The following is a 24811-nucleotide window of genomic DNA, read 5'->3' on the forward strand; positions in this document are numbered from 1 at the left end:
TGCATAATCCATGCGGAGTCGCATGGGGTGTGCTGCTACTGCTGCCGCTAATTCTGGAGATCCCAATGCTGCTCAATGAAAAACCCCTGGTTCCGATCAATGAATTAAAGCTGAACTGGAAACAATTCAGCAAAGCGTTTCTGAATGCCTCCCCCAATGCCATTGTGGTTACAGACCGCTCTTCTAAAGCGATTCTCTCAAACGAAAAAGCCCAGGACTCTCTGGAGATCTTCACCGGGACTTTGCTCCAGACCACCCTGCAGGAACTGACCCGGTCTTCTGCAGCGGTATTAAAAAATAACATTGCCATGGGGGATATTGAAATCCGCCGGAACAATCAGAAATTTATGACAAGAATCAGCCCCATTATCTGGAACGGTTTCACCCTTGGGCTTCTTTACGTTTTTGAAAATATAACCGCGCTGGAAAAGGTTAGTCAGAAGATGCGCTCCTACCAGGAGTTGTCCATGGAGCTTGATACCATAATCAACTCAAGCCATGACGGTATCTTGATCTGTGACGGTCAGGGAAAGGTGATACAGCTAAATCCTGCCTCTGAACACCTCTCGGGTATCAAACGTGAGAACGTGATTGGACTGGCCATGCAGGAACTGGTTGACAAAAGGGTTGTTGCCCGGTCTGTCTCACTGAAAGTGTTAAACTCTCAAAAAAAAGAGACCATCGTCCAGGACACCAAAAGCGGAAACAAACTCTTATTGACAGGTACCCCTGTGTTTGACAAAGACGGGCGTCTGTTCAGGGTGGTCGTCAATGAACGGGATATCACGGAAATTCAGGATCTGAGACAAAAAATTGATGAAAAGCAAGCCCTGAAAGAGGAGTTTGCAGATGATCTTCTTGAAATGCAGCTTGAGGCGGTCAAGTCCAAAAGAATCATTGCCAAAAGCCTTGATTACAAACTTGTTCTTGAAAAGGCGATTAAAATCGGGCGGGTTAACTCAAATGTTCTCATTCTTGGTGAGTCGGGTACTGGAAAGGGTGTCATTGCAGAGATGATTCATTACCATTCAAAACAATGCAATACCCCCATGATCAAGCTCAACTGCGGCACCATCCCGGATGCCCTGGTGGAAAGTGAGCTTTTTGGCTATAAAAAAGGAGCGTTTACAGGAGCCGACAGAAACAAGGCAGGCCGTTTTGAGATGGCTGACAAGGGCATTCTTTTTTTGGATGAAATTGGAGAGCTTCCCCTGGCTTCCCAGGTAAAGATCCTGAGATTTCTTGAAGACGGTTACCTGAGCAGGATTGGAGATACCGTCAGTAAACGGGTAGATGTCCGTATCATTGCCGCCACCAACCAGGATCTGGAAGAGATGGTGGCTGAGAAGAAATTTAGAAAAGACCTTTATTACCGGCTTAATGTTATTCCCATTAATTTGCCTCCCCTGAGGATGCGCAGGGCGTGTATTTTGCCCCTGATCTCACATTATATGAATCATTTTTGTAAGAAACATGGAATCAAAGGCCGCATCTTCCTGGACAGTCATGCTAAAGGTACTTTGGAAAACTATGCCTATCCAGGAAATGTCAGGGAGCTCATTAATATTTGTGAACGCCTGGTGGTGATGAACGAAAGCAATACCATCCATTATAAAGACCTTCCCAGTAATGTTGTGGCGTCGACAAAGCATGACGGCTTGATCATGGATATGCAAACCAAGGGCAGCTCTTTACGGGAAATGATGGATGCATTTGAATGCCAGATTCTCAAAAACACCATGACTGAGCATTTAACCCAGTCAAAGGCTGCAAAGGTGCTTGGCCTGAATCAGTCAAACATTGCAAGAAAATTGCAAAAGCATAAGCTGCTCTGACCCGTGACCCTGTGGACTTTAATAACAATCGCCTGATCTTTCCGGGGCAACGCGTCCCGGCACAACCCACTTCCAAGACATTTCAAAAACAAAATGTAAATATCTTCAATAGAGATTCTCTATGCAATGTATATTTTTCATTTTTTCTAACAATTTGACTTCATAGGGTCGTCCGAGTAATTGTTGCTCGAGTTTATTTTGACCAGAAAATACTGAAGCACCGGATCTTACAAAACATAAAAACTGGAGAATCAAATGGAACAAATGTCCTCAATGGAACGGGTTTTGGCAACCATTAGCGGAGAGGAAACGGACAGGGTACCCGTATGCAGCTTGGCTGTAGGCGTCACCCGGATGACCGGAGGGTACAGCTTTCCCGAGTTTTCAATGGACAGCGAAGCTGCAGCTGAGTCAATGATTCTTGCCAACAGACTGATCGGCGACGATATTATCCTCTGCTTTACCGATCTTTCCGTGGAGGCGGCTGATTTCGGCCAGAAAATTATCTACCCCAACCACACCACGGCATACCCTGACTATGGGGATATGCTGATAAAAGGACCGGAAGATTATGAGCGACTGGAAATTTTCAGTGCTGACCAGGGGCAGAGAATGGGTACCTTTCTTGATCTTTGCGATAAACTGGTGACCCGGTTGGGCAGTGAGGTTCCTATTCTAGGATTTGTCTACGGCCCCCTTGGTGTTCTCGGAATGCTGCGCGGCATGGAAAACCTCTATCTCGACCTGCTGGAGTATCCGGAAAAGGTGAAAGTCGCATTGGAAACGATAACAGAAGTTTTAGTAGACTTTGTCCGCTGCCAGTTCCGCCGTGGGGTGGCCGGGGTCTGTATTGATACCCTGCCGGCGTCGAGGTCGGGTGTTTCGCCTAGGATATGGGAAGAATTCGAGGGGATCTACGCCAAAAAGATCAGAGACGAAATTGTTGCCCATGGCGTGCTTAACGCCCATCACGGATGCGGATTTTCTCCGTATTTTAGGGAGGTCCGCAAGTGGCTTGACCCTGCAGTTCTCAGTTTTGCAGAGGTTCCCGAAGGGTGTAAGGACATGGCCGAAGCAAAGGAAGAATACGGCCATGATGCCATACTCATGGGGTATGTTCCCACAGGTCTGCTGTACACCGGGACTCCTTCGGATGTGATTGAAGAATCCCTTCATGAAATCGATACCCTGGGCCGGAACGGCAATTTTATCCTGGCCCCGACCTGTGAATTCCCGCCGAACGGAAATATCCTGAATGCAAGGGCAATGGTGACGGCGGCCCAGATGTATCCTGTGTGGAAAAAACAACAGCAAGCTCAAGTTATTGCCTGAAATTGAAACGATTAATAAAAATTATATCATTGAGGAAATCATAATGAAACAGACGCTGAGCCAACTTCACGAGGCCATTGTTTCTGCAGACAGTCACAAAGTGGATGAACTGATGGAACAATTGAACGGAGACGTTGACGGCCGTATGCTATTTGACAATTGTATTGAACCATCCCTGAACGCGCTCTGTGCCAATATCCGGCTCAAGAAAGGAGCTGTGCCGGAGTTACTGATGGGCCTAACCCAGGTGAACCGTATTGCTAAAATCGTTGACATCCAAAGGGGAGCGGGCAAACGCAGGAAAATTATTATTGGCGTTGTTGAAGGTGATATTCATGACATGGGGAAAAATATAATCCGGGATATCTGCAAAGGATACGGGCATGAGGTTTTTGATCTGGGTAAAGACGTTTCTGCCGAATCGTTCGCAGCAGTTGCCCTGGAACAAAATGCGGATGTGGCTTGCCTTTCGACCATGATGAGCACCACTTTAAAGGCCGTGGAGAATACCGTTGACCGGCTGAAATCTGCCCGGCCCAGCATCCGTATTCTTCTTGGTGGTGCTTTTATGAACACGGATCTGGCCGGTAAATTAAATGCCCATGGCTATGCTAAAGATGCCTCCGTCATCATGTCGGAGATCGAGCGGGTTATGCAATGAAAGAACAGCAAATTGCTATAGAGGAAATTGATTGTCGGCAAGTTACTAAAGCACTGGGATACGGCAAAAAAAATCCTCCCTCAAAAGGGTTTCTCCAGAGGGTGGAGAAACTCATTGAGGCCGCACCTAAACATGTTTATTCCGGCTATGTGGATAGAAAAATAAAGGCCATGGAAAAGGGTTTGGTCAGAACGGATGTGGGAACCATTGCCAGCCCCTGCTTCGGTAGTCTGGCAACTCAGGCTGAAAAGGTGATTTTCGGCCTGGTTACGGCAGGGCCGGAAATGGACCAGTTCCTCGCCGACTGCAGGGACACGGTGGACGCCATGGTTGTCGACTCCATTGGTTCCATCGTGGTGGAACAGGGGGTGGAAATATTGAGGAACATAGTGGCTGAGGCCTTGGGGCAGTACGTTTCCTTGCCTTTCAGTCCGGGGTATTGCGACTATCCCCTCACGGAACAGGAGATGATTTTCAAGCCCTTTGGGGACGCCCCCCTTGGCATCCGCTATCATCCAGTTTCGTTTATGATGACCCCGGTAAAGACAATCAGTTTTATCATGGCAACAGGGCCTTTCCCCCTGGATACAAATCCCTGTTCCCTCTGCCGTTTGGAAACATGCCAAATGAGACGGACAGCATAAAAAACGGTCTCAAGTATCTTCTGGTCTTTTCTTGTAAGCAATCGAGAGATCTCTGGCAAATGTTACCCCAGAGAATAGAAAAGGGCCTTGAGATTTGATTGAAAATTCTCAAGGCCTTTTATATCGATGGTTCCGGAGGAGAGACTTGAACGTTCAAGGGCATAAAGCCCGGAGGTTTTTTTGTCCTCTGGGCCTATCTCACAATGAAAACCTTACTCTTCCCAATTTCCCATGAATACGCCGTATGTTATGTCTCTGCCCTGTAAACGATCTTCATCTCCCTGGACGTTCCAGATGCCAGTTTTTCAAAGGCAGAACCCAGACTGGCTAAATTTGTTGTGCCGGTCACCAGTTTTTCCACCTTGATCCTTTTTTGGGCAATATAATCCATGGCCGTGTCGAATTCTTCGGGAAGGTATCCCATTACAGATGTCTGGGTGATTTCCCGGACAGCCGCCATGATCGTCAATATAGCCTGGGTATGGGCATTAATCCCGGCAAGCACCAGTCGACCCTTGGGTCTTAACATCCTCAGACCCAGATTGATACCTGCATCTGAAGCAGATGTTTCAATGACGACATCAAACCCGCCTTGGGTCGTTTTCATTGTTTGAGCGGCGAAATTCGGATCTGATGGATCAAAAACCTCGTCTACATGGCCTGTCTGCCTTGCGAAGTCTTGACGGAACCCATTGATTTCTGTCAAGGCGACAAAGGAAACACCGCTGATCTTTGTCCAGGCTGCGCACAGCAGGCCGATGGGGCCGCCCCCGCTGATCATGACCTTGTCCCCGGGACCGATGCCGGCCGTGCGAATGCAATGAAGGGCCACAGCCGCTGGTTCAATCATTGCGGCCTGGACATCGTTGATGCTGGCCGGCAATTTTCTTACCATATCCGGACGGATTTTGACAAATTCAGCAAACCCGCCTGGACCGTTGTTGCCGGGAATGGATCGTTTCAATGCCTTTGAGCAGATATTGACATGGCCCGCCTGGCAGGCGGTGCACCCCCCGCAGGGATCCAATGGTAATGCCGTGACCCGGTCTCCTTTGACCAGGTCGTCCCGGTTCCCGGGGTCAGTGACAATGCCGGCAAATTCGTGGCCCATGATCAGGTCATGGACGCCGCCCATTCCTAGCCCGGTATGCCAGTAATGCAGATCTGACCCGCAGATACCGCAGGCGGACACTCGTATGATAACGTTTCTGCCATCCGGCTCAGGTGCTTGGATTTCCACCAGTTCCAGGTGCCTGGAGCCTGTGAGTTTTAACGCTTTCATATGGGTTGTCCCTGATTTATTAACTGGTTTATTTTTTCCACACGGCATAGCAAAGCCTTGATGGGCACGGATGCCGTGACCGGACACAACTGCTGATCATCGGTGAGCATGTTGATATTCACCCGCTGCCATCCATTGTCCACCCCATACCAGTATCCATGGGGAGAATGCACCACCTGGGGATGGAGATCTCGATCATATTGGATTTTAATTTTGATTTTGCCCCTGGGAGATGCCAGAAACACCCATTCCCCTTCGTGCATACCCAATCGTTCAGCTGTTTGCGGATAAATCTGAAGTTCGGGGTCTGGAGATTTTTTATGCAAAGATTCAATATTGCGGTGGGAGGAATGGTAATATACCAGGTTCCGGCCTCCGGTGGTCAGTATCAGTGGGTAATCCTGACTTAAATCCGGGCTGGAAACCGGGCTTTCCGCTGGTTCCCGGAATATCGGGAGGGGGGAGATTCCCATTGAATTAAGATACTCAGCATATAGTTCCACCTTTCCGGTGGGGGTGCGAAACCGTCCTTTTTGTTCATAACCCTTGTAGATGATCGGTGTCGCAACCTTTTTTTTCACCTTGAATGCTTCAAATGTCATGCCCACGGGTTCCAACCGGTGGTCCAGGATTTCTGTGACTGACTGCCAGTACGAATCCAGACCCATTTTTTGAGCCAGGTCTATTAAAATTTGTTTTTCATCCCTGCATTCAGGAACCGGATCCAGTGCTTTTTGCTGGCAGAATACATGATTTTTCATGAGCAGGTCTTCAACATCGTCCCTTTCAGTCCAGTGGGCCGCGGGCAGGATCACATCTGCTAAAGCCGTTGTGGGTGTATGAAAGTAATCCACCGCAAACATAAAATCGAGTTTTTCCATGACCCGGACCACACGGGCGGAGTTTGGATATGCGCATACGCTGTTGTTGGCAAACAAACCCAGGGCTTTCACTGGATAGGGTTTTTCGTCGAGAACTGCGGTCCAGATTGCCTGGGGCGGGGAGGGGATGGGGATGAACTCAAGCAGGGGATAGGTATCAAGGCCCAGTTTCTTTTGGGCCTGCTCTTTGGGCAGATTGTTGAAAGCACTGTAATCGGGCCCGTAACAGCTGCGTTTCCCAGTGGGCGGCCGGCAGTTCAGATTCCCGCCTCGGGTATCCAGATTCCCGGTAATGGCGCTTAAAATTGTCAAAGACCGGTTCAGGTCAAAGGCGTCGTTGGCCTGGCATACCCCTCCCATGCCAGGACCAATGCAGGCCCGTGGCGCTGAGGCAAATGTGCTGGCTGCCGCTTTAATCTGTTCTGGCGGGATCCAGGTAATCTGAGCACATCTTTCAATGGTAAAGGGTGCAACATGGGCCTTGAGCTGTTCAAACCCAACAGTCCATTGTTCCACAAAAGCCTTATCATACAGGTTGTTTTCAATGATATAGTTAATGAAACACAGGGCCAGGGCAACATCGGTTCCCGGCCTGATCTGCAGCCAGTGGTCGGCTTTTTTTGCAAGATGGGTACCCCGGGGATCAATAACAATGAGTTTGGCACTGTTTTTAAGCCCCTGCCGGATATCATGCATATACAGACCCGGCCAGGAGGCCTCTGGGTTATGGGCCCAGAGGATCATGCAGGATGTTGCGGCGTAGTCCGGATCTATGAGGGCAAAACCGCATGTGGCGGAACTGCCCACGACAATGGGGCCGCCGCTCATATTTGATGGCGCCATGAAATTGGGCGATCCGAAAACCGACAGAAAACGGTTGAGATAAGGAGCCATTCCCCGGGTTGTGCCCGACCCGAGAACCACAGACTCCGCTCCCCAGTGTTCCCGTGCATCCAGGAGCTTTTCGGCAATCACGGACAGGGCATTGTCCCATGAGGTTTCTTCAAACCGGGGTGCACCTTTTTTGCCGATATTGACCAGGGGGCGGGTGATCCGGTCCGTGTGATAAATAATTTCCATGGCTGCCCGGCCCTTGGGGCAGGTATAACCATTGCTGAAGGGATGGGTCCTGTCGCCTTTGACGCCCACGAGCTTTCCGTCCTTGACTTCAAGCAGAACCCCACACCGGGAATGACATTCAAAACAGATACTTGGAATGGTTCTTGTCCTATCGTTCATTTGTAATCCTTTCTCTTTTTATATAACGGCCATGTCGGCCTGTCGACACAACGAAGCATGAAACACGATAATACCGGGCAGGCGATAGTACCATTCCGCCCTCTTTGGTTACCCTGACCGGAACGGTAAACGTCGGGGGAATTTCTGCCCTTCCAGACTAAAGCGCAGGAACTGCGGGCTAAAGTCCTCAAACAGCCTGCGCTTCTTAACGCCTGGAAGGGCAAAAATCCTAACCCCTTTGGTTTACAATGTTCCAGTCAGGGAAACCAAAGAGGGCTCTAAAGTCGAGACTTTCACAATGATGTTTCGACAAGAGTTTCTTATAAAATCTCGTATCATTCCGGCGACCGGAAGAAGGTATTGCCCTCCGCTCATTCTCGCAGCCCGTCCTGGGCTGCTCCGAGGGAAACGGCAGCTCCTTCAGCGTCCATGCTGACCGCTGCCGTTTAATCCGCTACGGGCAAAACCTCCCCCCGGTCGCCTCTGCTGTCGAAGGTTCAAGTTTTATGCTTCGTTGTGTCCGCTAGGACATGTGGGTTATATGAAACGCCCACTGAAGCATTGCAATCATAGGCGTTTCATCGTTCATTGCGGCCGTGGGCCGATACCCCTGCTCCGGCCATGGCGGTTAGAAAATGACGGGCTGCACCGATCATATCCTGATTGTAGCGGTTCATCTGATCGTCATCTATGATAAACATCCTGAAATGCCGGGATCCTTCGATCATGGTCATGATAACCTCGGCGGCATGGGCTGGTTCATTAATGGAAATCACCTGGTGATCCATCAAAAATGTAAACTCCCGGACCAGAAAGGTTTTAAACATCCGGTAGAGTTCCCTGATTTTTTCGTGAATTACAGGATTACGAAAACTGACTGCAAGCACGGCAAAAGATCCTGCAATTTTAATTCGTTCGTAGAAATCCCGGTTCCAGATGGATTCAAGCAGCTGGGTCAGGCGATCTTCGGGTGTAAGGTCCTTTGACCTGAACGTCTTGAGCAGCCTGCCATATTCATCAATCACAAAATCAACCAGGGCAAGGGTGAGGTTTTCCTTGTTGTTGAAATAATAGAGAATCAGGCTGGGATGGATTTCCATGCGCTTGGCCACCTTGGCAATGGATGCTCCTTCAAAGCCTTCGGCAAGAATGGTTTTATAGAAATGTTTGACAATTTTAGGCTTTTGTATGTCTGCGTTGAGTCTTCGTTTCATTTTTCCCTTTGTGTATTGATTTTCATCATGGCCCCTGGGGTCCAAGATTTGTGGAAATTGAAAATTCCGGTGATTTTAATTGCATTGCTCCAGGGCATCTTGAACTTCACCATGGACCTGGCCTGAACTGTCGGTTAAAAAATCTTCCAGGGCGGCTTTGTCCTTTTTGCACCCAATTCGACCCAGGGCCCATGCGGACATGGCCCGGACCCGGTCATCTTTATTTTCCCTGAATGCACGGATCAGGTCGTCGGTATACATGGAATCACGGGTATTGCCCATGGCGCGGGCTACGTTCATGCGCCATCGCCACAGGTCATCGGAAGACATGTAAAACATGTGGGGCCATATTTTGGATTCAAAATAGGGCTTGTCCATGTGGAGCAGGGCAGAAAGCTCAAATGCCGATGCCTTTGCCTCAACCTTTTCGTTGGGCAAAAGATCGTTGGCCAGCCAGGCCGCATTTCTCGGACAGACATTCTGACACCGGTCACACCCGTAAACGTATAGCCCCATGGGTTCTCTGAGTTCTTTCGGGGTCAGGCCCTGTCCAAAATAGGTCAGATAAGAAATACACTTTCTGGGATCAATGGTCCCGTTGCCTTTTAATGCCCGGGTGGGACAGGCGGCAATACAGGCATTTTTACACCAGTCCGGGCATCCCATTTCAACGGTGGGTTTTCCGGGTTCAAAGGTATGGTTGATGACCACAGCTATGGGCAAGACCCAGGAGCCCTGCCGGGCAACGGTATTGGAATAGAATAGGCAGTTTTTCCCAAACGTGCCCATGCCTGCACGTGCTGCCGCCACCCGGTGGGGCAGGTTAAACGGCACTTTGGAGTCAATTCCGTTGTCGCGTAAAAAGCTTCGGAATGCTTTGATCCGCTGGCTAAGGCCATCTTTGGTCACCCGGTCATCGTCCAGATAACATCGCCCGAAATGCCCTTCCATATGCCGGGGATAGGCCTTGCGAAAATATACTTCCATAAGCACAATAACGGTCTGGGCATCTGCCATGATGGCCCTGGGGTCTGTTCCTTTTATCAAGTCCAGGCCAACGGCCTCGGCCCAGCCATATTCCTCCTGACGATCGGCTAGAAATTTTCGGTGGGTCTCAAAGGGCTCGGCTGTGGTGAACCCCACATCCTCAAACCCGAATTCCTTGGATTTTATTACGATATCTTCTTTTGAAATCATGGTGTATTCTCCGTTAATTCATTTTGTTAAAGTAAAATGAAACAAATATAATTAACTGATCGTTCAGTTAACTATATCGACAAAAAAAATTATGTCAACCACGATTGTTTGGAGAACCTAGGGGGTCTAATAACGGTCCCTCCCCGGACGTGAACTACATTCAGCCGGGGAAAAATTGTTAACTGTCGAATATGCAGCGCAGTCTGGTGCTGAGTTCTTCCAGAGAGAACGGTTTCTGGATGAAGCCTATGCATCCGCGTGACAGAATCTCTTCGACCTGCTCGCTGATGCTGTATCCACTGGACAACAGCACCCGGGATTGCGGGCTGATGGCCTTCAACATGTCTAAAACCTCACCGCCACCCATACCAGGCATAATCACATCCAGGATCACCAGGTCAATCTCATGGGACAATTGGCGAAAGATCTCAACGGCCATTTTACCGTCTGAGGCGGTCATCACATTGTACCCCAGGGATTCAAGCATGGGTTCTCCGACTTGGAGGATGACCTCTTCATCATCGATGAGAAGCACGGTTTCAGACCCTTTTGATATTGTTGTGGTCTGTGCGGATTCATGTGTTACATCATCATCTGATGCTGGAAGATAAATGTAAAAGGTGGTACCTTTGCCCGGCTGGCTGACAAAATCGATGGCGCCATCATGATTTTTGATAATACCATAGGCGGAAGCCAGGCCCAGCCCGGTGCCGCGGCCCATTCCTTTGGTTGTAAAAAACGGTTCGAATATGCGTGCCTGAATTGCAGGATCAATACCGGTGCCGGTATCGGAGATTGAAATACATAAATACCGCCCCGGTTTAATATCCAGAGGCTGCGAAAAAGCGGCCTCCAGAACCATGTTTTTCGCATTGATCAACACCGTACCCCCGCCTTGCATCGCCTGCCAGGCGTTAATGTAGATGTTGAGCAGGACCTGCTCAATCTGGTTTTTATCGGCTATGACTGTCCACAAATCATTCTCTATCTTTTCCTCGATCTGGAGCTCTTTACGCGTGCGGCCGAACATACGGGCGGTGTCCATGATGATCTGATTAAAATCCAGCGCCTTGGCCATGTACTTGCCCCCACGTGCAAACCCGAGCAGCTGTTGGGTGAGTTTGGTTCCGGAAATGACACAGGACTCGATACTTTTCAGTTTTTTATAATTATAACCTGAAGGATCGACCTTGAGCATCATCAACGATATATTGCCCTGAATACCCATCAACAAATTGTTGAAGTCGTGGGCCACACCGCCGGCAAGGGTTCCGATACCCTCGAGACGCTGGATCTGATGCAATCGTTCTTCTAACTTTTTCTTCTCTTTTTCAGCATTCAACCGTTCGCTGATATCCAGGACAACACCACGAGAGCCGATTCTCTTGCCATTCTTATCAAGAATGCACGCGGTTGAAACATCTACGGTCCGCAGTCCACCATCCTTGCGAATAATCGTCAAACGGGACAGGTTCCCGTTTTCCCCGGATTGATACATGCTGGATGGCTTTTCAGCCATCCGCCGTAAGGAATCTGCATCAAGCAGAATGGAATAATCAATACCGTTAAGTTCTTCAGCTGGATATCCCAGAATCTGGGCCAGAGAATCGTTGAAAAAGGTCAGACGATTGTCAAGATCCACTTCATAATAGCCGTTGCTGGTATTCTCTATGATTGATCGGTACTTTTCTTCACTTCGCCTGAGTGCCTCTTCTTTTTCCCTGCGCACTTCAATTTCATTGCGTAGTTGTCCATTGCTTTTCTGCAGATCCGCTGTGCGTTCTTCGACAAGATCCTCCAGCTGATCCTGGTAACGGCGCAGCTTGAGGTCGGCTTTTTTTCTAAGGGTGATAATGCGCAGGGAACCGATGATTTTTTCCCCATCACCGGCATCATTGCATTTCAACGTGGCCGTAACCGAGCCGTAACCGATTTTGCCGTTTTTGTTAACCAGCGTAACCTCATGGTCACTGACTGAACCGTCAGCAAAGAGCTTGGATAAAAAAAGTTCGTAATCATTAAAATCTTTCAAAAACCCCATGAGTCTGGTTCCGATAATCTCCTTGCGGCCCAGGTGGATCAATTTTTCTACAGAGGGGCTTACTTCGAGGATGTCGCCTTCAATGGAGCATTCAAAATAGATGTCCTGAATATTTTCAAAGATCCTGCGATACTTCTCTTCACTGGTCTGCAGCGAAGCCTTCATTTGTGAAAAGGCAGCGGAGGTTTCGTCTATCTCTTTAAATATTGAGCGGGTTTTGAAGCTGGTGGTTAAATCATGCTGCTTGATGGCAAGGGCTTCTTCCTCCAGTCCCATCAATGGGTGTGTGATACTGCGAGATAATTGCAGACCGACCAGGGTGGTAATCACCGAAAGGATCAAAGTGATCCAGTAATTAAACAAACGATTTTCCTTGAGCGCCCCGAGATAGTCGTTTTCCGGTATATAAACCCCGATCATCCAGGGCCAGTGTGAATCGGTAAATTGGGTGAACATGGTGTTGTACACCTTGCCATTATGGGAGAATTTGGCAAACTGGGAGCTGTTGAGTTTAAGCAAACCGTTTTCTGTGCGCTGCCATTTGATGGCATGAAAGGCCTTACGACTCAATTCATCGTCGAGTTCATCGATTTTTACCATTCTAAAAGAGTGATCTGGGGTGCCGTCTTCCTGTTTAATTTTTGAAATGTCGGGAAAAGCCACAACATCACCGTTGTTGTTGAGCATAAATGCACGGCCGTGCTTGCCGATACGCAGTTTGCTGATGAAGGTGGACAGTTCATCGATTTCAATGTCCACGCCAACGATGCTCTGTAGTTGGCCATTTCCCCGAAAAATAGGGCCGGCCACCGTTATACCGGGTTTTTGAGATGTAAAATGAATGTAGGGGTCTGTCCAGATAATTGCCCGGTCGGCAAGGGCCTTTTGATACCAGGGCCGCTGTCGGGGATCATAGGTGTCAGCGGGCGCTTCAGACGTTTCAATGATGCTGCCTTCATGATTCCGCCATATCAGCCGGGTTCTTTTCACACCATTGGGATGATCGATCACCTTGGTTCGATACCCTTTGGGAGAATGGGCATCATTGCGACTGACATAATAAAAATTTCCATTGGGCATACCGATATAAATGCCGGCGAAATGTGCATATAAAGATAATTGATCCAGAAAATACTGTTCCAGAACGGTATCCTGCTGGTTGCCACTGCCAACCACCTCTGAGGCGAGAAGGCGTTTGGTCAGATGGGCCGCTCTCTGGGCCACCTGTAGATGGTTTTGGGATTGGGTCATGGTCAGATCCGCAATGTTCTGCATCACGTCACGTGCATGCCCGACCAACATCCGCTGGGATGAAATGTAGGTAGATGAAGTGATCAGAATCTGCATGCCCCAAATAAGACCAAGACAACCAAGAACCATTGCCCATCGAATTGAAATTTTCATTTTTCCCTGTATCAGTTTTGTATGAAACGGTCATAAAAGCACAACAATTTAAAGGCGTTTCATTATTTGTTGTGGCCAGCTCAGATACCCTGTTCCGGCCATGCCGGTTACTCAAATTTTTCATAAATATCCCCAAAATTTCCGGGGAAATTAAGGTTGGTCAAATTTTTTATCAGGCAGATGGATAAAAGTCTAACAAAATCAGACGCCGTGTATGGATGTCAGTAAGAAAAACTGCGATCACATTCCCATCCTTTCGTTTGTTCTTTTGTATCTGTCCTTGACAAAGAACGATTCTTGTTTTAGACCCGAAATGCTGAATTTACAGCTAAACTGAACAAAGAAGGTGGCAGAGGATTTGCCGCCTGAAAGGCGAAAAAAATGGACTCAAAACTGATGGATCGTTATCATCGCCACCTCAATTACCTGCGGGTTTCCATTACAGATCGTTGTAATTTGAGATGTTTATATTGTATCCCAGACGGAATTTTCCCCATGCTTTCCCATGAGGAAATCCTTACCTATGAGGAGATTTTGCGAATTGTAAAAACAGGGTCGAAAATGGGTATCTCCAAGGTGCGGATAACCGGGGGTGAACCCCTGGTGAGAAAAGGGGCGTGTGATTTTTTAAGCCGGCTTTCAAAAATCAAAGGCCTTTTGGATATTTCCCTCACCACCAATGGGGTGCTGCTTGAAAAAAACATTGAACAGATAAAGGCTGCAGGGATACACCGAATTAACGTCAGTCTTGATACCCTGCAACCCAAAAAGTATAAGCAGATCACCCGGATGAATATGTTTAAACGCGTCTGGGATGGCATAATGGCGGCCCATGCTGCCGGGTTTTCACCCATAAAACTCAATGTGGTGGTCATGAAGGGGATCAATGACGATGAAATAGAAGATCTTGCCCGCCTGACGTTCACGTATCCCTTTCATGTAAGATTTATTGAATATATGCCCATTGGTCCGGAATCAATAGAATCCGGCAGGATTCTTTCTGGAGAGGGAATTCTTAAACGCCTGTCTGTACTGGGCGAGTTATTACCCATTGAAAATATACGAACGGACGGTCCTGCCCGGCGATATCGGTACAAGGGCGCACCCGGTGAGATCGGGTTGATTTTTGCCATGAGCAACCCTTTTTGCAGCGCCTGTAATCGTCTGAGGCTGACCGCCAGCGGCCAGATTCGGCCCTGTCTGTTGTCGGATGAACAGATTGATTTAAAAGGTCCTATGAGAAACGGCTGCACAGATGAAGAACTGGCCGGGTTATTTATCGAGGCGGCCCGCACAAAAAAGAGGCGGCACCACCTTGGGGATAAAAATGCCCACAGGCTTAACGGCAGGATGTCTGCCATTGGGGGATAGCGATTGCCAGGTTCGTTAACCGACTTTGACATCGGGTTCAGGGCCCTTTTGAATCCAGGGATAGACCCCTCTTTACCGCAAAATTTGACCGCCCATGGCCGGATGTCCATGGAACGGTATATCCAGATTTATGAAAATGGGCCAATGGGCTATTTTACCCTGTCGGAAAAAGGGGTGATCTGCGAGTCCAATATCACAGGTGCGAATTTGTTGAATACCTGCATCAAGGCGCTGCCGGGGATGCAATTTGTAAAATTTGTCATGTCGGATTTTAAATCTGTTTTTTTGAATCACTGCAAACAAGTCCTTGAAAAAGGAACACGCCAGACCTGTGATTTGAAGTTTTTACCCACTCAAAAACAATGTTTTTTCGGCCGGCTGGAAAGTGTAGCTGAGCTGGGAATGGTCAATAGGGGCAGGCTGATTCGAACCACTCTGTTGGATATTACCCAAAGACGGAGGGCGGAATCTGCCCTGGAAATCAGTGAATCCCAGCAGCAGGTTGTGACTGAATTGGGTCAACTGTCACTGACGGGTATAAAATTCACATCTTTGTTGAATGAGGCCCTGGCAAAAGTATTAGATACCTTGAGACTGGAGACAGGAGAGGTGCTTGAATGGCTTCCCGACTGTGGCCAATTTTTGATCCGGGCTGCCCAGGGTTGGAAAAAAGGTATGGTTGGCCGAAAACGGATCATGGGGGGGACGGCATCCCAGTCTGGTTTTACTCTGATTTCAGGAGGACCAGTGCTGGTAGCGGACCTGCAGACGGAAACCCGGTTTAAAAGCCCTTTACCCGAACTTAGTAATCGTTGTGTCGTCAGCGGGGTGAGTGTTTTGATTGGCAAATCCGATAAGGCCTTTGGTGTCTTGGGTGTGCATTCACCAAAGAAACGTAAGTTTAAGAAAAATGATATTATTTTTCTCCAGTCAGTGGCACATATACTTGCTTCTGCTGTAAAACAGGAAACAGCAAGAACAGTGCTGAAAAATTCTGAAAAAAGGCTGCAATTTTTATCCTCCCATCTTTTAACTGCCCAGGAAGAGGAGCGTAAAAAAATAGCCTATATGCTCCATGACGATCTTGGGCAATCCCTGACTCTTTTGAAACTGCAAATCAGAGCCATTGAAATGAAAATTGAAAAGGATGGTAAAGGTGCAAAGGCTGACTGTTGCCTTGCCATGAAAAATATTTCAAAAACCATTGAAAATGTCCGAGAGATTTCCCACAGCCTTACCCCGTCGATACTTAAGGACCTGGGGTTGTCGGCTGCACTGCACAGCCTGTTCGAATATTTTGGCCGATATTTCAATGTTCACCGTCACCTGGATATGACCGATATGGACAACCAGCTTACCCAACAGTCAAAAATTCTTGTTTACCGGATTTTTCAGGAAGCGTTTACCAATATTGTCCGGCATGCCAAGGCCGATCAGATACGGGTTTGTGTTGACAGGTACAACAACAGGTATCGGTTTGACATACAAGACAATGGAATCGGATTTGACCTCAATGGCCTGCAGGGTAACAGCCTTAAGGATTCTGGCATGGGGCTCACCACCATGAATGAACGGGTCAGGATGCTGGGCGGACAACTGCGAATTGAAAATCGCATGTGCGGCGGCACACGGCTTTGGTTTGAAATCCCGGATTCTCCCGGGGAGGTTGAACCATGAAAGCCTGCCGGGTGGTGATCGCTGATGATCATGCCATGCTTCGCAGGGGAATTTGCCAGGTCATTGAAACCCAAGAAGGCGTTTCTGTGGTGGGGGAGGTCGGTGACGGAATTGAGTTGCTGAATCTTTTGAGTACCCAGCCGGCGGATCTTGTGATTCTGGATATTTCCATGCCGAAAATGAGTGGAATTGAGGCCGCAAAGAAGATACGGGCGACCTATCCAGGTATCAAGATTTTATTTCTTTCCATGCACAAAAGAAACGAATATCTCTACCATGCCTTTTCCGCCGGAGCCAACGGGTATCTGCTCAAGGAAGATACCGACACTGAAATTTTGACGGCCATGGATACCATTCTGGAGGGCAAGGCATTTCTTTCTTCCATTTTTACAAAGGATATGCCTGATATCCTGACCGATATGGTCAAAAATGGTTCCAGCTTTCCAGGTGGAACACTTTCTCCCCGGGAAGAGGAGGTGCTCACACTTCTGGCCGAAGGTAAATCCAATAAGAAAATTGCCGACATTCTGTGTATCAGTACCCGAACAGTTGAGCATCACAGGGCAAGCATCATGAAACGGCTTGATTTGCGAACTCTTGCAGATCTGATCAAATATGCCATTCGCCATGGATATACCTCAGACGAATAATTTTCGATCCTAATTGAATAAAACTTTCTGAAACCAAAGCGTACTACTGTCCGTGAGGCCAATCTTATAAATTGGCAGAGTTATGCAGCAACGTCGCAGATGGGTGATTTTTCGTTCAAACACTATGTAGAAATACCTATATCAAATTGGGTATATCCCACAATTGTTTAATGATTTTTATTCTGTTAGAAAATCTTTAGTAAAGGGGAAAAATGCCATGGATTATCAATCCTCTTTGGATGACCGGCACGGGAATCGAGATGATGGCCTGATCTCCCGGCCCAGGGTCTGGTGGAAATGGTTCTCAACGTGTCAGGTATGTTTACAAAGTGTAAATATTGTTTGGTTCTTCAAGGGGGTAAGAATGACAATGGCCCTGTGGTTAAGGGGGTTTAGGAAAATGGCATAACAATTGCTGAAGATTTAACCAGGGAGAATCAAACCATGTTTAATGCTTGCCATGATTTAATCGAGGAGAAAATCAATGATGAAAAAAGATCATGATATCAGTCAAGATATGTTGGAGCAGAAAACGTCTCGCCGCAGTTTTTTAAAAAAAATGGGTACGGCAGCTGCTGGGGTGGCTGTGGTGGCTGCCACCGGGAAAATGACGGTGCCTGCACAGGCAGCTGAAGAGCCTGCGGCCAAACCTGTGATGAAATATCTGTTTGCAGAACGGATGAACTGCACCGGGTGCAGGGCGTGTGAATATGCCTGCAGCCTTCACCATGAAGGCGTGGTCCGACCGTCTGTTTCCCGTATTCATGTGCTCCGGTACAAGGGGGTCGTGGATGTTCCGGTGATTTGCTGGCATTGTGATGATGCCCCCTGCATCAAAGCCTGTCCCACCACACCCAAAGCCATTGAGAAAGATCCGAAAACTAATGGAATCAAGCTCAACGAAAAGCTCTGTATTGGTGCCAAGTGCAACAAATGCATTGAAGCCTGCCCGAGTAATTTTATTCGGCGAAGTCCGGATAACGGTATGCCGCTCATGTGCGATCTGTGCGACGGAGATCCTGAATGTGTAAAGGCCTGCAAAGCACAGGCCGGCAATCCACTGGGACCCTGCCTGATGACGGGAAAGGTTGGATTCGGCGTAAACCTGGCATATCGAAATGTCACCCCGGAGGATGCCGGGGCTGATTTGCTCCAGAGTATGTTTTACCCCAATGAAGACGGAGAAAGGAGGGAATAATCATGGCCAATTCAAAAGGCGGACATTTCGGAAGAATACTGGAGATCGACCTGACCCATCAGAAAACCAAAACGGTAAATATTGATTCAGATACCTGTAAACAATATATGGGCGGTTGTGGTCTGGGAACACACTTACTTTTTAATCGGCTCGAGACAAAACAGGACCCCACTGCTGAAAACAGCCCTGTTTTTGTCGGAGTGGGTCCTCTTACCGGTACGGCCTGTGCTTCCACCCGGTGCAGTTTTGTTAATAAAAGTCCCTATACGGGTTTATTAAGCCATGCCGAAGTCGGCGGTTTTTTTGGTAATGAAATCAAATGGGCCGGATGGGATGGGATTCTGATCACGGGTAAATCCAAAAAACCGGTTTACCTGCTGATTCAAGATGACAGGGTCACGTTTAAAGATGCAGGTAACCTGTGGGGAAAAGATACCCATGTAACCGAGGAAACCATTATTGAAGACAGTCATGATTCCGGCACCAAGGTGGCCTGCATCGGGCCGGGTGGTGAAAATGAGGTCCCCTATGCCTGTGTACAGGTCGAGCGGTTCCGCGCGGCTGCCCGGACCGGCACCGGGGCTCTCATGGGAAATAAAAAGCTCAAAGCCATTGCAGTCCGGGGGACCAAATTCGTACCCGTTGCGGACCGGGAACTTTTTCACAAGAATGCTGCAGCCAATAAGCAGTTTTCAATTGACCATGAAGGTTGGCAGGGCATCAAACGCTGGGGCACGGCAGGCCTACTTGAACTTAAACACCATGTAACCGGCTCTTTGATCACCAAAAATTTTCAAACCACCTGGTATCCGGACATCGAAGAAATCGGTGCCGAAGAGGCTAACCGTCGGTTCTGGAAAAGGCACACGGCCTGTTACAATTGTCCGAACCATTGTATGAAACTCGGGGTGATCCGCGGCGGGAAGTATGACGGCCTCATTGCTGAAGGCCCTGAATATGAAACCGGTGGCCTTTTGGGAAGTAACCTGGGAATTGCTGATTTTGACCTGATGATGGGCGCCATAGAAATGTGTGACGCCATGGGACTGGATGCCATATCCACTGGCGGGTCCATTGGGTTTGTCATGGAGCTTTTTCAGCGGGAAATCCTCACAGCCAAGGATTTGGATGGAATGACCCTTGAATGGGGAGATGGTGAAGCGGTTGTGGAAGTCATCAAAAAGATTGCTTATAAAGAAGGCAAGGTTGGTCAACTGCTATCCAAGGGTGTCAAACAGATGGCCGAAGAAATCGGCGGTGAAGCCATGGATTATGCCTGCATTGTCAAGGGCAAGGAAATGGCCGCCCATGATCCTCGAGGAGACAAGCCCCGGGGGGTCAGTTATGCCATGGGAACCTGTGGCGGGGATCACCATGAGGGCAACAGTCCGAAAGGTCAGGCGGCAAGATGTATGCACAATTCCCTTGTTATCTGTTCTTTTGTGGGCGGATACTGGTCTCCGAAAATGTTCACGGATCTGCTCAATCCCCTGTGCGGGTGGAATATGTCCGAGGCGGATTTCTGGGCCACGGGCAAGCGAATCCGGACGATAGAGCGATGTTTTAACGTCCGGGAAGGAATCAGCCGTAAGGATGATACGCTTCCCAAACGGATGCTGACGGAAAAACTGCCTGAGGGACCGAAAAAAGGGGTTTTATTTTCACCTGAAGAAATAAAAAAGGTGCAGGATGAGTATTATGCCTATTTCGGGTGGGATGCAAATGGTATCCCCACTGAAGCAACACTTAAATCCCTGGGGCTTGAGTTTGCCATTGACTCGGTTAAAAAATCAATGGCCTGACAGATAGAAAAAGGATCAAACAGACATTAACTATCAGCCGGGATTTAGTTTTCGTCTGATGGTTAATGCCTGCATATCTGCGATATCCTGGAGAATCCCAATGGAAAATTCCCGAAGGAATTTTATTCAATTTCTGGCTGGTGCTGTTGTGTCAGGCTCCGTGTTTACACTGTTCAAGGTCAGTCCGGCCAGGGCCCTAGCAAGACCACCGGCAGCCCTTGTGGAGGATGATTTCTTAAGGTTCTGCACACGGTGTCATCAATGTATTGATGTCTGTCCGGCCGATGCCCTTTTCCCTGCGTCAATCCTGGACGGCATTATCAACATTGGAACACCGGTTCTGGACGGACCCAAATGTATTATGTGCATGGAGTGTGTCAGGATATGTCCGACCCCTGCCATTAAGAAAATTCCTAAACAGGAAGTTGTGCTGGGCAAGGCGGTTATCAATGAGGACACCTGCCTGGCCTGGCAGAAGAAAAAACGGTGCAAGGACTGTTATCGTGCCTGCAAGTTCAAAGCCATTGAATTGAAAAAACGACGTTATCCTGAGATTATAGCAGATAAATGCAACGGCTGCGGGCTTTGTGTTCAACGGTGCCCGGCTGTGGCTGGAACAATTGACATAAAATATGAAGCAGCCGAAAGGTATCCTGCCGGGGATGCTCATTTTGCCCTTTGTCTGGAAGATCGGGTAGCACCCTATGAATTTCCGCCGGATGATTTTGGCACCTGGCTGAAAAAACGGATTGAAAAAATTGGTAAAAATCATGGCCTGGCAATCGGGACAGGGGAAGATTGATGAAGGGTGAAGCAGACAAACGATTTCCTGTAATCGTTGTGGGGGGAGGCGTTGCAGGCCTTACCGCAGCCCTTGATCTTGCCCGGGCCGGTCGCCCGGTCCATCTGATCGAGAAAAGTGCGGTCTTGGGCGGTCAGGTGACAAGGCTTGATAAATTGTATCCCACGGATCATTGTGCCTTTTGCCCGGTATGGACCCAGGCAAGGCTGTGCCTTGGACATCCCTTGATTACCGTCCATACCCATTCTTGTATCGAGGATGTGACCCAGGGCAAAGAAATGGGAAAAAAACAGGAACAAGGCTTGATTCAAATTATTATTTGCCGTGATTTGAACCGGATTGATCCAGGGCGTTGTATCTTGTGTGGCCGGTGTGAAAAAGTATGTCCTGAAAATGCTGTTTCTCCCACAATTTGCCATGCCCTGCCAAGAACGTTTCTTGTGGATATCAATGCCTGCACAGGATGCGGTAAATGTGTGGCTGTCTGCCCCACCCATGCCATTGATTTGGAGAGAAAACAAGATAGAATAAAGATTCTGGCCGAGAACATTATCTGGGCAACAGGATTTGCTGAATCTGAAGTCTCAGTCCTGCCGGAACTTGGGTATGGCAGTCATCCCAATATCATGACATCCCTGGCATTTGAAGCCCTGCTGTCTGAATCAGGCCCGGGCAGGGGACATGTTTTAACACCTGGAGGAAAGGTTCCCCGCCGCATTGCATTTGTTCAGTGTGCCGGCGCACGGGATCAAAGAAAATTTGCTTATTGTTCTGCTGTCTGCTGCATGCATGCCCTTAAACAGGCCCGTTGGGTCAAACAACGAGATCCTGGAATGGATTGTGTGATCTTTTTCACAGACATGCGTACGGAAGGCCGTCATTACTACAATTATTACCGACAGGCAGTCCAGGAATATTCCATTGTTCTGGTCCGGAGCAGGCCGGGGCTGATCTGTCCACTGCCGTCCGGGGACGGCCTTGCTGTGCGGTATGAAAATACCCGTACCGGACAGGTGAAGACAGAGCGATTTGATCTGGTTGTCTTGAACGGGGCCCTGGAGCCCTGTCAAAAGGCGGACAAAGGATCTGCCCCTTTGCCATTGACGGACGATGACGGATTTATCGGCAAACCCTCGAACCCGGCCCTGGCCTGTGGATTCTGCAGGGCTCCGGCGGATGTGGAAGTGTCGGTGGTCCAGGCCTCATCTGCAGCCATGGGGGCATATATGGGAAAGGGGATCAATGGAAAAGACTGAACAGATGATATGCTTTTTATGCCGTTGCCATGGAGAGGTTGATTCCGGGCATCAAGATCTGGGTCAAACGGAAAAAAGGATTGATCTTGAATTTGTAAGGGCAAGGGTTATGGCCGCATATTCCTTTGTTAAACAAGTGAAAATTTTTGATTCCCTCTGCATGGATCAAGATTTTTCTGAGATGGCCAGGCATATTCGAGACTGCTGTGCATCAAGGGTTTTGATCTGCGCGTGTGCATCAAAGATTGACGAGATCAGGCTTGGACTGAAAAAACAGGATATGGATGCAATGGTTGAGTTTGCAGATGTCCGGGAGGGGTGTGCATGGATTCACCAGGGACGCCACGGATTTGCCACTGAAAAAGCCTGTGACCTGGTCAAAATGGCAATTGTGTCCCTGGCTGAACAAGGGGTCTCGTCTTTTCCTGACCCAGGCATACAACCTTCGGTGCTTGTGGTTGGGGCAGGGCCTGCCGGGCTTGCTGCGGCAGCTGCCCTGGCCAGGGCAGGGATTCGGGTGCATCTGGTTGAAAAGGCCGAACAACCCGGGGGAATGCTCAGGTTGCTTCACACGGTGGGACCGGGAAATGATACCCCAAAAGCCTACCTTGCAAGTTATGTTGAAGCCATTGAAAAGAATCCTTTGGTTACTGCATACCTGTCTGCAAAGCTGATGTCCATTCATGGCGATCCAGGGTGCTTTACCGCACGTATGATCGTTGGCCAGAAAAAAATTGATGTCAAAGCAGGCGCTGTGATTCTGGCCATGGGTGCAAGGGCTGTTCTGCCCCGGGATGTGTATGGATACCGGGAACTTTCAGGTGTTATCTCAGCCATGGAACTTGAGCGTAACCTGAACAAGGGTATGGCCATACAGGGGCCCGTGGCTTTTATTCAATGCGTGGGGGTCAGGGATGAAAATCGGCCGTATTGTTCGGCCATCTGTTGTCCGGTGACCTTGAAAAACGCCATTCAAATTAAAACAGACCATCCTGAAACCCGGGTAATCGTTTTCCACAGGGACATGATGTGTCCCGGGGTTGAACTGGAGCGGTATTATCGTCGGGCAAGGGGCCTTGGGATTGTTTTTATCCGGTTTGATGCAGCTACACCGCCTGTTGTCCTGGGAAAAGAATCAATTGAAAAAATTCAATGCCTTGATACCAGCATGGGCCGGGAAATAAGTTATCCGGTGAAAACCCTGGTACTGAGCACCGGTCTTGCCCCGCACCCGAATACCAATGGGGTGTTTGATCAGATCACCCTTGCCGGGGAAACTCAAAAGGATGGGGCATTTCAAGATTTTTTCAGTGTTAAACCCCTTATGAACCCTGTGCAGACAGATGTGCCGGGGGTTCTGATCTGTGGGTCTGCACGTTGGCCGGTGCTGGCTGACGGGGCAGCAACCCAGGGGGAAGCTGCAGCCATGAAAGCATTGATATTTTTAGGCGATAAAGGGTTGGATTCCCAGGGGTTGAGCCAGTTTCGGGAATCCAAATTCGCCATTGCCAGGGTAAACGCGGACAGATGTTCAGGGTGCGGGAACTGCGTTGCAGCCTGTCCGTTTGAGGCCTGCCGTCTTGAGCCCGGCAACGGCCGGTACCACTGCCGGGTCAATCCATTTCGCTGTACAGGGTGTGGCACCTGTGTGGCTGTGTGTCCAAACAACAGCATTCAATTGCCCGAGCAGACCTCCCGTGCCATTGGGGCCATGCTCCTGACGGCATTTGGCGAACAGAACACCGGGGTTGAAGAAAACAGCCCTGACCGGGTCAAAAAACAGAAAAGAGCTGCCAGGGGAATTGAACAATGAACAGCCAAGCGCCGGAACGAACAGCAGAAAAGGTTACAAAAGAAAATCAAGATCCGAAGATCCTGGTTTTTGCCTGCCGGTACTGTCCCTTGATTGGCGCAGAAGAAGCCGGTCGGCAACGACTTGACATCCAGGAAAATTTCAGGGTGATTTCAGTGGAATGTATTTCCCGGGTGGAACCGGATGCAGTGGTCCGGGCATTTTCCCTGGGGATCGACGGGGTGGCTGTGCTGGGTTGCCACCTGGGCGGATGCAGATATCACGAGGCCAATCACAGAAGCGTAAAACAGATGAAACTGCTTGCCATTCTCCTTGACACAACCGGCATTGATTCCAGGCGGCTTTTGACCAGCTATGGTACGGCCCACGAGGCACATCAATTTGCCGGTCTGATCCATGGGTTTGCAGGTGTGCTGGAAAAACTGCCAAACCTTTCATCTGCTCGAAGGGCAGGGACAAACGGCCGGTTCGGTCAACGATATGAAACCGGTCACGCCGGGCAACGGGTATAA

General features: G+C 48.9%; 18 protein-coding genes. 13 read left to right on the forward strand and 5 right to left on the reverse strand.

Annotated features, from left to right (window positions below):
- The first annotated feature begins 65 nt into the window (after positions 1 to 65).
- The 4 genes from HRM2_RS07060 to HRM2_RS07075 all read left to right on the forward strand — a co-directional run bounded on the left by HRM2_RS07060 (position 66) and on the right by HRM2_RS07075 (position 4472).
- Positions 66 to 1835: a sigma 54-interacting transcriptional regulator gene (locus HRM2_RS07060; RefSeq protein ID WP_015903314.1), complete on the forward strand. Its 1770-nt coding sequence runs from the start codon at positions 66 to 68 to the stop codon at positions 1833 to 1835.
- A 255-nt stretch (positions 1836 to 2090) separates the two neighbouring features.
- Positions 2091 to 3167 (forward strand): uroporphyrinogen decarboxylase family protein, encoded by a 1077-nt coding sequence (locus tag HRM2_RS07065; RefSeq protein WP_015903315.1) that lies wholly within the window; start codon positions 2091 to 2093, stop codon positions 3165 to 3167.
- Positions 3168 to 3210: 43 nt separating this feature from the next.
- A complete protein-coding gene (locus HRM2_RS07070; protein ID WP_015903316.1) occupies positions 3211 to 3828 on the forward strand; it encodes a cobalamin B12-binding domain-containing protein in 618 nt (205 codons plus the stop codon).
- Entirely contained in the window at positions 3825 to 4472 is a 648-nt protein-coding gene (locus HRM2_RS07075; RefSeq protein ID WP_015903317.1) for a hypothetical protein, read from the forward strand. Before HRM2_RS07070 ends, HRM2_RS07075 begins: the two co-directional genes overlap by 4 nt.
- A 247-nt stretch (positions 4473 to 4719) precedes the next feature.
- On the opposite strand, the gene HRM2_RS07080 is transcribed toward HRM2_RS07075, so the two are convergent.
- From HRM2_RS07080 to HRM2_RS07100, 5 genes are all read right to left on the reverse strand, one after another.
- Positions 4720 to 5754, reverse strand: a complete 1035-nt coding sequence (locus tag HRM2_RS07080; RefSeq protein ID WP_015903318.1) for a zinc-dependent alcohol dehydrogenase — start codon at positions 5752 to 5754, stop codon at positions 4720 to 4722.
- Positions 5751 to 7874, reverse strand: a complete 2124-nt coding sequence (locus HRM2_RS07085) for a molybdopterin-containing oxidoreductase family protein (protein ID WP_015903319.1) — start codon at positions 7872 to 7874, stop codon at positions 5751 to 5753. Before HRM2_RS07085 ends, HRM2_RS07080 begins: the two co-directional genes overlap by 4 nt.
- A gap of 578 nt (positions 7875 to 8452) precedes the next feature.
- A complete protein-coding gene (locus HRM2_RS07090; RefSeq protein WP_232364215.1) occupies positions 8453 to 9133 on the reverse strand; it encodes a TetR/AcrR family transcriptional regulator in 681 nt (226 codons plus the stop codon).
- A gap of 30 nt (positions 9134 to 9163) precedes the next feature.
- Entirely contained in the window at positions 9164 to 10285 is a 1122-nt protein-coding gene (locus tag HRM2_RS07095; RefSeq protein ID WP_015903321.1) for an epoxyqueuosine reductase, read from the reverse strand.
- A 178-nt stretch (positions 10286 to 10463) separates the two neighbouring features.
- Positions 10464 to 13730: a PAS domain S-box protein gene (locus HRM2_RS07100; RefSeq protein ID WP_015903322.1), complete on the reverse strand. Its 3267-nt coding sequence runs from the start codon at positions 13728 to 13730 to the stop codon at positions 10464 to 10466.
- Between the two features lie 396 nt (positions 13731 to 14126).
- Between HRM2_RS07100 and moaA the strand changes: the two genes are divergently transcribed.
- From moaA to HRM2_RS07150, 9 genes are all read left to right on the forward strand, one after another.
- Positions 14127 to 15101 (forward strand): GTP 3',8-cyclase MoaA, encoded by a 975-nt coding sequence (moaA, locus tag HRM2_RS07105; RefSeq protein WP_041273727.1) that lies wholly within the window; start codon positions 14127 to 14129, stop codon positions 15099 to 15101.
- Between the two features lie 3 nt (positions 15102 to 15104).
- Positions 15105 to 16778, forward strand: a complete 1674-nt coding sequence (locus tag HRM2_RS07110; RefSeq protein ID WP_015903324.1) for a GAF domain-containing sensor histidine kinase — start codon at positions 15105 to 15107, stop codon at positions 16776 to 16778.
- Positions 16775 to 17428, forward strand: a complete 654-nt coding sequence (locus HRM2_RS07115; RefSeq protein WP_015903325.1) for a response regulator — start codon at positions 16775 to 16777, stop codon at positions 17426 to 17428. Before HRM2_RS07110 ends, HRM2_RS07115 begins: the two co-directional genes overlap by 4 nt.
- Before the next feature lie 484 nt (positions 17429 to 17912).
- Positions 17913 to 18626 (forward strand): 4Fe-4S dicluster domain-containing protein, encoded by a 714-nt coding sequence (locus HRM2_RS25010; RefSeq protein ID WP_015903326.1) that lies wholly within the window; start codon positions 17913 to 17915, stop codon positions 18624 to 18626.
- A 2-nt stretch (positions 18627 to 18628) separates the two neighbouring features.
- Entirely contained in the window at positions 18629 to 20428 is a 1800-nt protein-coding gene (locus HRM2_RS07130) for an aldehyde ferredoxin oxidoreductase family protein (protein ID WP_015903327.1), read from the forward strand.
- Positions 20429 to 20528: 100 nt separating this feature from the next.
- Complete coding sequence (locus tag HRM2_RS25015; protein WP_015903328.1) at positions 20529 to 21230, forward strand: 4Fe-4S dicluster domain-containing protein; 702 nt, start codon at positions 20529 to 20531, stop codon at positions 21228 to 21230.
- Positions 21230 to 22486: an FAD-dependent oxidoreductase gene (locus HRM2_RS07140; RefSeq protein WP_015903329.1), complete on the forward strand. Its 1257-nt coding sequence runs from the start codon at positions 21230 to 21232 to the stop codon at positions 22484 to 22486. Before HRM2_RS25015 ends, HRM2_RS07140 begins: the two co-directional genes overlap by 1 nt.
- Positions 22473 to 24299 (forward strand): CoB--CoM heterodisulfide reductase iron-sulfur subunit A family protein, encoded by a 1827-nt coding sequence (locus HRM2_RS07145; RefSeq protein WP_015903330.1) that lies wholly within the window; start codon positions 22473 to 22475, stop codon positions 24297 to 24299. The genes HRM2_RS07140 and HRM2_RS07145 overlap by 14 nt, the downstream gene beginning before the upstream one ends.
- Complete coding sequence (locus HRM2_RS07150) at positions 24296 to 24811, forward strand: hydrogenase iron-sulfur subunit (RefSeq protein ID WP_015903331.1); 516 nt, start codon at positions 24296 to 24298, stop codon at positions 24809 to 24811. The genes HRM2_RS07145 and HRM2_RS07150 overlap by 4 nt, the downstream gene beginning before the upstream one ends.

This window comes from Desulforapulum autotrophicum HRM2 (assembly GCF_000020365.1).
Taxonomy (GTDB): Bacteria; Desulfobacterota; Desulfobacteria; order Desulfobacterales; family Desulfobacteraceae; genus Desulforapulum; species Desulforapulum autotrophicum.

Coding starts and splice junctions, on each gene's coding strand:
- HRM2_RS07075 (WP_015903317.1), top strand. CDS start 3,825: ATGAAAGAACAGCAAATTGCTATAGAGGAAATTGATTGTCGGCAAGTT.
- HRM2_RS07115 (WP_015903325.1), top strand. CDS start 16,775: ATGAAAGCCTGCCGGGTGGTGATCGCTGATGATCATGCCATGCTTCGC.
- moaA (WP_041273727.1), top strand. CDS start 14,127: ATGGATCGTTATCATCGCCACCTCAATTACCTGCGGGTTTCCATTACA.
- HRM2_RS07140 (WP_015903329.1), top strand. CDS start 21,230: ATGAAGGGTGAAGCAGACAAACGATTTCCTGTAATCGTTGTGGGGGGA.
- HRM2_RS07100 (WP_015903322.1), bottom strand. CDS start 13,730: ATGAAAATTTCAATTCGATGGGCAATGGTTCTTGGTTGTCTTGGTCTT.
- HRM2_RS07085 (WP_015903319.1), bottom strand. CDS start 7,874: ATGAACGATAGGACAAGAACCATTCCAAGTATCTGTTTTGAATGTCAT.
- HRM2_RS07080 (WP_015903318.1), bottom strand. CDS start 5,754: ATGAAAGCGTTAAAACTCACAGGCTCCAGGCACCTGGAACTGGTGGAA.
- HRM2_RS07145 (WP_015903330.1), top strand. CDS start 22,473: ATGGAAAAGACTGAACAGATGATATGCTTTTTATGCCGTTGCCATGGA.
- HRM2_RS25010 (WP_015903326.1), top strand. CDS start 17,913: ATGATGAAAAAAGATCATGATATCAGTCAAGATATGTTGGAGCAGAAA.
- HRM2_RS07070 (WP_015903316.1), top strand. CDS start 3,211: ATGAAACAGACGCTGAGCCAACTTCACGAGGCCATTGTTTCTGCAGAC.
- HRM2_RS07095 (WP_015903321.1), bottom strand. CDS start 10,285: ATGATTTCAAAAGAAGATATCGTAATAAAATCCAAGGAATTCGGGTTT.
- HRM2_RS25015 (WP_015903328.1), top strand. CDS start 20,529: ATGGAAAATTCCCGAAGGAATTTTATTCAATTTCTGGCTGGTGCTGTT.
- HRM2_RS07150 (WP_015903331.1), top strand. CDS start 24,296: ATGAACAGCCAAGCGCCGGAACGAACAGCAGAAAAGGTTACAAAAGAA.
- HRM2_RS07065 (WP_015903315.1), top strand. CDS start 2,091: ATGGAACAAATGTCCTCAATGGAACGGGTTTTGGCAACCATTAGCGGA.
- HRM2_RS07130 (WP_015903327.1), top strand. CDS start 18,629: ATGGCCAATTCAAAAGGCGGACATTTCGGAAGAATACTGGAGATCGAC.
- HRM2_RS07060 (WP_015903314.1), top strand. CDS start 66: ATGCTGCTCAATGAAAAACCCCTGGTTCCGATCAATGAATTAAAGCTG.